Source organism: Aminobacter sp. P4_H6_2 (assembly GCF_056400805.1).
Genome location: NZ_JBFUKO010000134.1, coordinates 1 through 10,386 on the forward strand (window position 1 = coordinate 1; position 10,386 = coordinate 10,386).

Annotated in this window: 12 protein-coding genes and 1 pseudogene; 6 read left to right on the forward strand and 7 right to left on the reverse strand. The window is 62.4% G+C overall.

All coding sequences use genetic code 11. From position 1 onward, the window contains the following. The 3 genes from ubiT to ubiV all read left to right on the forward strand — a co-directional run. Positions 1–402: ubiquinone anaerobic biosynthesis accessory factor UbiT (gene ubiT, locus AC1DUU_RS12450; protein WP_476783731.1), on the forward strand; the 402-nt coding region annotated here is incomplete at its 5' end. A 14-nt stretch (positions 403–416) separates the two neighbouring features. Further along, complete coding sequence (gene ubiU / locus AC1DUU_RS12455) at positions 417–1,400, forward strand: ubiquinone anaerobic biosynthesis protein UbiU (protein WP_476783742.1); 984 nt, start codon at positions 417–419, stop codon at positions 1,398–1,400. Between the two features lie 4 nt (positions 1,401–1,404). Then, positions 1,405–2,304 (forward strand): ubiquinone anaerobic biosynthesis protein UbiV, encoded by a 900-nt coding sequence (gene ubiV / locus AC1DUU_RS12460; protein WP_476783732.1) that lies wholly within the window; start codon positions 1,405–1,407, stop codon positions 2,302–2,304. A gap of 22 nt (positions 2,305–2,326) precedes the next feature. Here the strand turns inward: ubiV and AC1DUU_RS12465 are convergent, their stop codons facing one another. After that, positions 2,327–2,608: a DUF2249 domain-containing protein gene (locus AC1DUU_RS12465; protein ID WP_476783733.1), complete on the reverse strand. Its 282-nt coding sequence runs from the start codon at positions 2,606–2,608 to the stop codon at positions 2,327–2,329. 211 nt (positions 2,609–2,819) lie between these two features. Here AC1DUU_RS12465 and hemN point away from each other — a divergent pair, with 211 nt between their 5' ends. Beyond that, positions 2,820–4,172: an oxygen-independent coproporphyrinogen III oxidase gene (gene hemN / locus AC1DUU_RS12470; protein WP_476783734.1), complete on the forward strand. Its 1,353-nt coding sequence runs from the start codon at positions 2,820–2,822 to the stop codon at positions 4,170–4,172. Between the two features lie 73 nt (positions 4,173–4,245). Here the strand turns inward: hemN and AC1DUU_RS12475 are convergent, their stop codons facing one another. The 6 genes from AC1DUU_RS12475 to AC1DUU_RS12500 all read right to left on the reverse strand — a co-directional run bounded on the left by AC1DUU_RS12475 (position 4,246) and on the right by AC1DUU_RS12500 (position 9,865). After that, a complete protein-coding gene (locus AC1DUU_RS12475) occupies positions 4,246–6,147 on the reverse strand; it encodes a nitric oxide reductase activation protein NorD (RefSeq protein WP_476783735.1) in 1,902 nt (633 codons plus the stop codon). Between the two features lie 12 nt (positions 6,148–6,159). Further along, positions 6,160–6,972: an AAA family ATPase gene (locus AC1DUU_RS12480; RefSeq protein ID WP_476783736.1), complete on the reverse strand. Its 813-nt coding sequence runs from the start codon at positions 6,970–6,972 to the stop codon at positions 6,160–6,162. 75 nt (positions 6,973–7,047) lie between these two features. Then, positions 7,048–8,394, reverse strand: coding sequence for a cbb3-type cytochrome c oxidase subunit I (locus AC1DUU_RS12485; RefSeq protein WP_476783737.1), 1,347 nt, complete (start codon positions 8,392–8,394; stop codon positions 7,048–7,050). A gap of 18 nt (positions 8,395–8,412) precedes the next feature. Then, on the reverse strand, positions 8,413–8,865 hold the full coding sequence (locus AC1DUU_RS12490) for a c-type cytochrome (RefSeq protein ID WP_476783738.1): 453 nt from the start codon (positions 8,863–8,865) through the stop codon (positions 8,413–8,415). A 161-nt stretch (positions 8,866–9,026) separates the two neighbouring features. Next, positions 9,027–9,305, reverse strand: coding sequence for a cytochrome C oxidase subunit IV family protein (locus tag AC1DUU_RS12495; protein ID WP_476783739.1), 279 nt, complete (start codon positions 9,303–9,305; stop codon positions 9,027–9,029). A gap of 5 nt (positions 9,306–9,310) precedes the next feature. Beyond that, positions 9,311–9,865 carry a cytochrome c oxidase subunit 3 gene (locus AC1DUU_RS12500; RefSeq protein WP_476783740.1) on the reverse strand — a complete coding sequence of 185 codons (555 nt, stop codon included), beginning with the start codon at positions 9,863–9,865 and terminating at the stop codon, positions 9,311–9,313. Positions 9,866–9,977: 112 nt separating this feature from the next. Between AC1DUU_RS12500 and AC1DUU_RS12505 the strand changes: the two genes are divergently transcribed. Together AC1DUU_RS12505 and AC1DUU_RS12510 are read left to right on the forward strand one after the other, a co-directional pair. Next, on the forward strand, positions 9,978–10,133 hold the full coding sequence (locus AC1DUU_RS12505) for a hypothetical protein (protein WP_476783741.1): 156 nt from the start codon (positions 9,978–9,980) through the stop codon (positions 10,131–10,133). 20 nt (positions 10,134–10,153) lie between these two features. After that, positions 10,154–10,386: pseudogene (locus tag AC1DUU_RS12510) on the forward strand (hypothetical protein); the annotation flags it as partial.

A 10,386-nucleotide genomic window follows, 5' to 3' on the forward strand; every position in this document is an offset into this window, starting at 1 on the left:
GGTGAACACAGAGCCGCAAGCTTTCTGATCGATCCAACCGACCTCGCATTTTCCTTCGTCATCGTACCCGATGGAGAAACGTCGAGCGTCCGTGTCGTAGGCAAACACGACGACACGGCGTCCAGCGTGGCGATCAGGGGGCCCATCCTGATGCTGCTAGGACTGCTCGATGGCACGCTGGATGGCGACGCACTGTTTTTTCACCGCATCATCTCCGTCAGCGGCCGGACCGAAGCGGTGGTCGCTCTTCGCAATGCGATTGAGGATGCGGAGCTTCGCCCTTCGGAGCTGCTTGGATTGCGCGGGACGCTCGCTCGCCTTGCCGACAAGGGCATTTTGGGCGGGCTAAACGCTGCCCGGCAATTGGTCGGCGGCCAGAAGTCCATGGAGGAGGCGCTATGACTGAGCCTGGACGCATGGAACTCGTCTGCCCGGCCGGCACTCCTGCGACTCTACGGGCTGCGGTRCTGGCCGGCGCCGATTCAATCTATTGCGGATTCCGCAACGAAACCAACGCACGGAACTTTCCGGGGCTCAATTTCTCGATGGAGGAGTTGGCCGAAGGCGTGCGCTTTGCACATGCCCATGGCAAGAAAGTTCTCGTTGCCATCAACACATTCGCGCATGTCGGCCGTATCGACGTGTGGCAGAAGGCAGCCGACGAAGCCATCGCATGCGGTGCCGATGCCATTATCGCCGCCGACACAGCCGTGCTCGATCACATCGCGAAGAACCACCGGGATGTCCGCCTTCATCTGTCGGTCCAGGCTGCTGCGGCGACACCGGAAGCCATAGATTTTTATACGCGCGAATTCGGCGTCCGGCGCGTCGTGCTGCCGCGCGTGCTGTCGATCCAAGAGATCACAGCCCTCAACCGAAAGATCGATGTCGAGACGGAAGCCTTCGTCTTCGGTGGCCTGTGCGTGATGGTCGAGGGGCGCTGTTATCTCTCTTCCTACGCAACCGGAAAATCGCCGAACCTCAACGGCGTCTGCTCGCCACCAGAAATGGTGAGCTACCACGAGGATGCGCGGGGCACGACGGCCAAGCTCGCCGGCTTCACCATCGATAGCTATGCGCCCGGCGCGCCTGCCGGATACCCAACCTTGTGCAAGGGCCGGTTCAACGCTGGCGACAAGACCTCATACCTGTTCGAAGACCCGGTCAGCCTGAATGCCGGAAGCATGCTTGCGGGATTGAAGGCGGCCGGCGTCACCGCGCTCAAGATCGAAGGGCGCCAGCGTGGCAAGGGCTATGTCACCGAAGTTGTCGGCGCCTTCCGCAGGGCGGTCGATGCAATCGATGCCGGCGGAGACGCAATCGAGATCGACCGCATCCTCGCGGGCATGTCGGAAGGCGGCAAGCAGACTGCGGGTGCCTACCGGAAAACATGGAGATAGACCGATGTGGCCGACAAAGCTGACCCTGGGTCCCGTATTCTTCCATTGGCCAGCCGAACGGCTCGCCGACTTCTACCGGCGCATCGCCGACGAGGCGCCGATAGACCGCGTCCATGTCGGTGAGGTCGTGTGCGGCAAGCGCCTGCCGTTCTCCGACCCGGTCTGGCCAGATGTCATCGAGCGCCTTGAGCGAGGCGGCAAGGAGGTGGTGCTGTCGACGCTTGCCGCACCTGCCAATGTACGTGAATGCAAGGTGGTCCGCGAACTCTGCCATGACACGCGCATGGTCGAGATCAACGACATAACCGCCATGCCGAGCCGGCGGGGTCAGCCCTTCGTCGCCGGCCCGTTCATCAACGTCTACAATGAAGGCACGGCACGCTTCCTCATCGCGCAAGGCGCGCAAACGATTTGTCCGCCGGTGGAGCTGTCGCTTGYGAATGTGGGAGCCATCGCTCGCGCCTGCCCCGAGGCGGAGTTCGAGATGTTTGCGTTTGGTCGCCTGCCGCTCGCCCTATCAGGGCGCTGCTACCATGCGCGGCTTCATGGTCTGCACAAGGATTCATGCCAGTTCACTTGCGAGAAGGACCCGGACGGCCTTGCGGTGGATACCACCGACGATCAGGCCTTCCTGGCGATCAATGGCGTGCAGACCCTGTCCAATCAGGTTCAAGCGGCCTGCCCCAGCCCCGCCGAACTCGCTGCGCAACAGATACGACGCTTGAGGCTATCCCCCCAGAGCTGCGACATGGTGATGGTGGCGAACATGTATCGCGACTTGCTCGATGGCAAGGAGGATGCCGAGTGCACCCGCTTCCTGCTTTCCTGCCTCGAACTGCCGGGCAGAATGGTCGACGGATATTTCCGTGGCTATGCTGGGTGCCAGCCGGCCGCCTTGCGTTGAAGGCGACCGGCTGGCGAAGCGGTCAATGCTCGCCGCCACAGGAGCCGCAGCAGGTGACGTCCTTGCGGCCGACCTGGACGCGCCAGACTTCAGGGCCCTGCTCCAAATAATCCCATGAAAGCTGGCCGGGGAACGACATCTCCAACTGGTAGTGCAGCGGACGCGGATCGTGGTCGCTGACGACGACGAAGGCGTCGCCGGGAGCGAGCGCCTCGGCCGTCGCGAATATTCGGGGATGACGCTCAATTGGCGCGATCGTCCGCACGTCGATGAGGGGTATCGTTGCCGTTTCCGCTATTGCCATGTCCTGGTGGTCCTCTGGCCGTGAAAAAAGAATGCCGGGAGAAACGGCCGCTATCCTCCCGCGCGGCGGACCCTAAGGCCCCAGCCGTCCGGCGAGGTTGTCGAAACGCAAACAAATCGGGGAATCGAACGCAGCTTGGCATTTCGCAAAGAGCATGGCCGGGCATGGCACTAGAACCGGCGCAAACCATTGCGACAGAACTGGAAGAGCCATGCCCGCATCCATCCTGCAGAAATACGGCGAGGCCCGGCTGCCTCGCTATACGAGCTATCCCACCGCGCCGAGTTTCGCGCGGTCGATCGGCGCGGGAGCCTATGGCGACTGGCTGCAGCAACTGCCCAAGAGTGATCCCGTCTCGCTCTACCTTCACATCCCGTTTTGCCGGTCGATGTGCTGGTACTGCGGTTGCCACACCACGATCACAAGGCAGGACCGGCCGATCCTCGACTATCTCAGCGTTCTGCGCGACGAAATCCGTATGGTCGCCGAGCGCATTCCGCACCGGCTGAAGGTTGGCGAAGTCCATTTCGGCGGCGGCACCCCGACCATCATCTCGCCGGCCGAATTCCTGGCGCTGACAGCACTGCTGCGCGAACACTACGACTTCTCCGACACGACCGGCATCGCCGTCGAGATCGACCCGCGCGGGCTGACAGCGGAGATGGCCCAGACCCTAGGTGCCGCAGGCGTCAGCAGGGCCAGCCTCGGCGTCCAGAGCTTCGATCCGGTGGTGCAAAAGGCGATCAATCGCATCCAGAGCGAGAAGCAGACGGCGCAAGCGACCGACAGCCTTCGCCGCGCCGGCGTTGCCGGCATCAATTTCGACCTGATCTACGGCCTGCCGCACCAGACGGTGCAGTCCTGTATCGACACGGCAAATGCCGCGATCGCCATGCTGCCCGACCGCTTTGCGGTGTTCGGATATGCGCATATCCCCTCGTTCAAGAAACACCAGCGGATGATCGACGAAAACGCCCTGCCCGATGGTCAGGCGCGCAACGAGCAGGCTGAGGCGATCAGTGAAACGCTGGTCGCAGCCGGCTACAGGCAAATCGGCCTCGATCATTTCGCGCTGCCCGGTGACGATCTCGTTCAGGTGCAAGACGCAGGCAAGTTGAGGCGGAATTTCCAAGGCTACACCACCGACAATTGCGAAACGCTGATCGGTTTCGGTGCATCGGCAATAGGCCGGATGAACGACGGTTATGTTCAAAACGAGGTGGCACCTGGGCTCTATGCCCAGCATATCGCGTCAGGGCAGCTTGCAACCGCCAAGGGCTATCGCCTGACGGCGGAGGATCGCCTGCGGGCCGAGATCATCGAGCGCCTGATGTGCGATTTCGCTGTCGATCTTCCGACAATCTGCAGCGCCCATGGCTTTGATCCGGCTCAGCTGCTCGCTGGCAACGACAGACTGGCGGCCCTCCAGGGGGACGGCGTGTTCAATGTGAAGGACGGTGTGATCCGCGTCGGCCAGGACCATCGTTTCGTCATCAGGGCGGTCGCGGCGGCCTTCGACGCCTATCTCGACCAATCAAACCGCACGCACAGCAAGGCGGCGTGAGCCGCGCAAACACCGAAAGCAAAAAGGCCCGGCTCTGGCGCGCCGGGCCTTTCGCTATCGCGACCTTGTCCCCCTATCCTGCAAGGCTGCGATAAATGGCGGGAAGTGCTGCAGGCAGCCGGTTGATGTTGCCGACCAGCGCATAGCCGTTCTGGCCGAATAGCGCCGGAACGTAGGATTTTGCCTCGCGGTCCACCGTCACGCCGAAGACGCCGAGCCCCATGCGGCGCGCCTCGATCACGGCACGGCGACTGTCTTCAAGCGCGAACCGTCCCTCATAATGGTCGATGTCGTTGGGCTTGCCGTCAGTCAGCACCAGAAGCAGCTTCTTGCGATTGGGCTGCTTGCCGAGTTCGGCGGCCGCATGCCTGATGGCCGCGCCGATCCGCGTGTAATAGCCCGGCTTCAACGCGGCGATGCGAGACTCCACCACCGAACTCATCGGTTCGTCGAAAGCCTTGACCTCCTCGATGCGCACCCAGTCGCGCCGCCTCGACGTGAAGGTCWGGATCGAGTGATTATCGCCGCAGGCGGAAAGCCCGTTGGCCAGGACCAGCAGAGCCTCCATCTCGACATCCAGCACCCGGCGATTGTCGAACCAGGCATCGGTCGACAACGACACGTCGACAAGGATGGTGACGGCGAGGTCGTGCACCTGCGGCCGGCTCATCAGATGGATGCGGTCGCTGCCCTGCCCACCCGCAGCCAGGTCGGTGCGGGCGCGCACGACAGCATCGAGATCGAGATCGGCGCCGTCGAGCTGCGCCCGCAGGATCTCGTTGCGCGGGCGCAGCACCTCGAACTGGCGGCGTACCCGGCGAATGAGGCGCCTGGTCTCGATATCTGGCTCGCCAGCGTCCCCGAGCGCCGAGGCCGGCGCGGCCAGCACCCGGCAGTGGTTGGGAAGATAGGTGCCCGAGCGGAAATCCCACTCCGGATAGGTCCGCTCCGCAGTCAGCGGCGTCCGGTCCAGTGCTTCGGGCGGCAGGTCGAGGTCGAAGCGAAAGCGCGTAGCCGGTCGGCCCTTGCGCTCTCCCAAAGTCATGTCGTCGAGGTCTTCCGCAGCCTTGGCGTCCTGGTCGTCGCTGTCGTCGGATGGACGGTCGACATTGACCATCTCGGCCATGGCGAGGATCTTTTCGAAGCGATTGAGGATGAAGGGGCTCCGCTCGTCCTTGCGTGGATCTTGGTTCTCCCGGACGGCTACCTGACGCTCGGTTTCAACACCCTCGGCCTCGCGGCCGCCGGCAATCGGCTCGTCTTCGCCACGGCGCGGTGCCGTCTCGACGCGCAGCAACGCATCGGGCCAGAGCGGAACGGGCAGCATGGGCAAATATCCCGCCGGTGCGCGATGGGGGAAGATGACCGGCAGCGCATCGTCGGGCTGTTCCGCGCCCTTCCGCAAAAGGCTCGATATCCGGCCCTCGACCTGAAGTTCAACCGATGGCAGAGGGCCACGCTGGCGCGCTTCGAGCGTCGCCGCCGCAAGACGTCGGTAGCGCCGTTCGAACCCGGGAAAGCTTTTGAGCACGCGGGCTACCATCTCTTCGGCACGCGCCAGCATGGCCAGATCACGTTGCAGCGGATCGGCGTCCGTCACAGGCTCAAGTGACATCGTCGCCATATAGGCGACCAGCCAGACGTAGAGATCACGGTTGAGATCCCTGTCGGGAAAAAGGTCGATCACCCCGGGCAGTATCAGCGACGACATATCGCGCCCGGGATGGGCCAGCTTTTCTTCGCCGAGCCCCATGCGCTGGYGCCATCCAAGCCGGTGGCCGGAGGCCTTTCCGCGTGCGGTGGCGATTTGCACCGCGCCTTCGCCGCCAAATCCGCGAAAACAAACCGCCAGCACCGGCTGCACATCGGCGAGCCGCACCGCCTGTTCGGGGTGGCGGGGCCAGGTTTGTACATTGCCGATGAGACGATGCCAGGCGCGCCCGACCGTCTCCTCCAGTTCAAGGAAGTCCAGCATGACAGGCGCGCCTCAGCGGATCAGGGAATCGGACAGTTCGAGCAATGCCGCCTTGACATCTGGCTCGTCGGTCAGCGGTTCGATCATTGCGGCGAGGACTGCTTCGCGCACCGGCACGCCGGCGTCGATGAGGCTGGCGCAATAGACGAGCAGCCGGGTCGACGCGCCCTCTTCGAGATCGTGGCCCTTGAGCGCGCGAATGCGTCGGGCGAGTTCGACCAGCGGCGCCACTTGCCCTTCGGCCAGGCCGCTTTCGGCCGAGACCACGGCGATTTCCTCGGCCTTGGGCAGGAAGTCGAATTCAATGGCGATGAAACGCTGGCGCGTGCTCGGCTTCAGGCTCTTCAGCAGGTTCTGATAGCCAGGGTTGTAGGACACGACGAGCATGAAGGCGGACGGCGCCAGCAACTGCTCGCCGGTGCGTTCCAGTGGCAGGATGCGACGGTCGTCGGTCAGCGGATGCAACACGACGGCAACGTCCTTACGGGCCTCGACGATCTCGTCGAGATAGCAGATGCCGCCCTCGCGCACGGAGCGGGTGAGTGGCCCGTCGACCCAGACTGTATCGCCGCCCATCAAGAGGTAACGCCCGGTGAGATCGGCCGCCGCCAGGTCGTCATGGCAAGACACGGTCGAAAGCGGCAGGCCGAGCTTGGCTGCCATATGGCTGACGAAGCGGGTCTTGCCGCATCCCGTCGGCCCCTTGAGAAGCAGCGGCAGGCGGCGCGCCCAGGCGCGCTCGAACAGGCTGCATTCATTGCCCGAGGGGCTGTAATAGGCGGGGCTGTCGGCAACAGGGCGGACGTTGGGCAGGGCGATGGTCATATGGGATCTCCATGGGAGGCAAGCTTAGGTGCGGGACGCATGGCCCCGGACAGATCCGGGGCCATGCGGCTGGCGTTACTCGGCGGGTTGGACGACGCGGGCCAGCTTCTCGCTGCGCTCGCGGCCTGGGACGAGCACGGCCCACATGAACATCAGCGCGGAGATGACCACGACGACGCCGGAACCGAGACGGATCCAGTAAAACAGTGCCAGTTGGTCCTGCACGTCCATGAAGCTTTCGCCCAGAACGCGCTGGAGATGCACCTGGACAACACCGGCGAAGGTGAGCGCGAACGTCATCACCGACATGGCAGTGACCATCATCCAGAAGCTGACCATGTTCAGCCACTGCTTATAGGGCGCGCGACCGAGCATCTCGGGAATGGCATAGGCCATCATGGCGAGGTTGAGCATCACATAGGCACCAAAGAAAGCGAGATGCCCGTGGGCTGCGGTCAACTGCGTGCCGTGGGTGTAGTAGTTCACCGAAGACAGCGTGTGCAGGAAGCCCCAGACGCCACCGCCGAAGAACGCCATCACCGAGCAGCCGATGGACCACAGCAGCGCGGCCTTGTTGGGATGGTTGCGTCCGGCCTTCCAGGTCATGTGGAAGGTGAACAGCACCATCGCAAAGAAAGGGGCGACTTCCAGCGTCGAAAACAGCGAACCGATCCACTGCCAATAGGCAGGCGCGCCGATCCAGTAGTAGTGGTGTCCGGTGCCGAGAATGYCGGAAAATAGCGCCAGGCCAACGATGATGTAGAGCCATTTCTCCACGACCTCGCGGTCGACGCCATTGAGCTTGATCATCAGGAACGCCAGCACCGACGCCATGATCAGCTCCCACACGCCCTCGACCCAGAGATGGATGACATACCACCAGTACAGCTTGTCGAGTGCGAGGTTGGAGGGGTTGTAGAAGGAGAAAAGGAAGAAGATCGCCAACATCCATAGGCCGAAGAGCAGGATGTTGGTGATCGTCGTCTTGCGGCCCTTGAGCGACGTCATGGTGATGTTGAACAGGAACATCAGCACCACGACTACAATACCGACCTTGATGATGAAGGGCTGCTCGAGAAACTCGCGGCCCTCATGGATGCGGAACAGGTAGCCGACTACGGCGATACCGGCAGCGACGAAGAACATCCAGAACTGGATGGTCGCCAGTTTCGGGCTGTACAGCTCGGTCTCCGCCTCCTCGGGCAGCAGGTAATAGGTCGCTCCCATGAAGCCCATGAGCAACCAGACGATCAGCGCATTGGTGTGGATCATCCGGACGATGTTGAACGGCAGCAGTTCGGAAAGCGTGTTGGGAAGCACGTAGATCATGCCGGCGACCACGCCGAAGGCGACCTGCGCCAGGAACAGGACAAGCGCGCCGTAGAAGTAGGTCATTGCGACCTTTTGGGATTGGTATTTCATGTCTGTCTCCTTGGCGCCTCAGCCTGCCTCGTTCGGCGGCCACTTCTGGGTGTCGATGCGGCTCGTCCATTCGAGGAAGTCTGCGAGATCGTTCAACTCCCCCTCGGTGAGATGGAACTGCGGCATCTGGCGGCGGCCCTCGATTCCCGAGGGCTGTGCTGCCATCCACGCCTTGAGCGTTTCGCGTGCGCCTTCTGGGTCGCTTTCGCCGCCATAGCGCTTCCAAACGTTGCCGAGTTCAGGCGCGAAATAGGCGCCCTCGCCCAGGATCGTGTGGCAGTTGACGCAGGAATTCTTCTCCCAGACATGCTTGCCGCGCGCGACTGAGTCCGTCAGCGTCTTCTCGTCAGTGGAGGTGGTGCGAATATAATAATGGCTGTGGGCCGTCAGCCCGACGAAGATTGCAAAGAAGAAGATCGAACCGCCGTAAAAGACGTTTCGAGCCCCCGTTTTTGTGAGGCGTTCTGCCATCACGTGATCCTTTCCAGACTGCGATCGCGCAAGCGGATCGGCCCATTCGTTTTCCCTCCCGACGGGCAGTTCCCGGCGGTCTCCGGCTGACCCGGATCGGAACCTTCTATGAGTTTGGGAAAGGCGTTCTTTGCGTTTTGGCAAACAAACGCGCCTGGGGCTCAGCCGGCAGCCAATGCGACGGCGATGGTCTTTGCCGCGGCTCCAGACATAAGGACCAGGCACCAGGCAAGCAGCGCGCGCCGCATCACGGTTTGGCTGCGTCCGCGCAAACCCATGAAATCCATCACGACGAAGCGGGCCTTGACCATGGCAAGGCCGAGAACAAACGTGATTGCCGTCGTCGCCCCTGCGAATCTCACGATCAGAACGCTCATGCCGGTGAGAGCGAGGAGGATGAGCAAGGATCTGGAAAGCCGATGTTCGGGGCTGTCTGTCATGCGATTCACGCCAGGTAGACCAGTGGGAACATGACGATCCAGATCAGATCGAAGACATGCCACAGCGTGGTGATGAGCACGACGTTGGAGCGCTCCATCCTCCAGCTGACGAGCAGCAGCAGCAATGCACCAAAGACAACGTGCATCAGGTGGAAGCCGGTGAGGATGAAGTAGAGCTCGAAGAACACGCCATAGGCTTGATCTCCGGCATGGCCGATCTCGGCGCTGTATTCGAACAGCTTGATGGCAACAAACAGCAAGCCGAAAACTGCCGCCCCAATGAGTGCGGCCCTCGCCTGTCGGCGCGTCGCGTCAGGCCGAGCCGCGCGCGCTGCCAACCAGCCGCTAGTGAGAAGAACAGCCGTATTCAACGCCGCGAGCGGCGCGTTCAGATGCAGGCGCGCCGAGGCGAACTGATCCGCCTGCACCACACCGGCCACCATGAATGCGACGAGCAGAATGCCGAACGCGGCAAGCTCGCTCCACACCAGTATCCAGAGCAAAAAGTCGCCGGCATCCGGATCGTCTCCGGCCCGCGTCGTTGATACGGCCACATCCATGCGGCTTCATATTCATGCGCCCGGCCTGCTTCTTTGCGATTGCGCAAGGTGGCGTACACGAAAATCTGCAGGATCGCGCCGTCAACAGCACCAGCTTTCGGGAACCCGCGCCATGACCAATGCCCAGTTCGGACTTTCCGTCGCCACGCCCATCATCGTCGGCTTCGCGCTGCTTCTCTACAGGATGGGCGTTCTCCAGCGCGCCGGGGCGGCATCAGCCGTACTGGCGTCAGTCGCCATCGCTGTTGTTCTTTTCTTCAACCAGTAGAAGTGCCAGAGCCAGCTGCGATGATCGAACCTACCCCCACGGCTGGTTTTGTCGAGCTGACCAGACTCTATCGCGCAACGCTGGAGATCTGCGACAGTCTCGAAGAGATCGCGGATTCTCTTCCTCACCCCGACAGGAAACGCTGCAGGCAGATTGCTGCCACGCTCAAGCCGGCCATCGAAGCTGCAAACAGCATGGAAGAAAAAGTCCTCTTCCCCGCTGCCCTCAATCGCCTGCCGGCTGAGGACATTGA

What these genes read in the sequence shown, in the direction of transcription:
- AC1DUU_RS12490 (WP_476783738.1), bottom strand. Translation starts at nt 8,865, where the DNA reads ATGGCAGAACGCCTCACAAAAACGGGGGCTCGAAACGTCTTTTACGGC.
- AC1DUU_RS12505 (WP_476783741.1), top strand. Translation starts at nt 9,978, where the DNA reads ATGACCAATGCCCAGTTCGGACTTTCCGTCGCCACGCCCATCATCGTC.
- AC1DUU_RS12495 (WP_476783739.1), bottom strand. Translation starts at nt 9,305, where the DNA reads ATGACAGACAGCCCCGAACATCGGCTTTCCAGATCCTTGCTCATCCTC.
- AC1DUU_RS12480 (WP_476783736.1), bottom strand. Translation starts at nt 6,972, where the DNA reads ATGACCATCGCCCTGCCCAACGTCCGCCCTGTTGCCGACAGCCCCGCC.
- AC1DUU_RS12465 (WP_476783733.1), bottom strand. Translation starts at nt 2,608, where the DNA reads ATGGCAATAGCGGAAACGGCAACGATACCCCTCATCGACGTGCGGACG.
- hemN (WP_476783734.1), top strand. Translation starts at nt 2,820, where the DNA reads ATGCCCGCATCCATCCTGCAGAAATACGGCGAGGCCCGGCTGCCTCGC.
- AC1DUU_RS12500 (WP_476783740.1), bottom strand. Translation starts at nt 9,865, where the DNA reads ATGGATGTGGCCGTATCAACGACGCGGGCCGGAGACGATCCGGATGCC.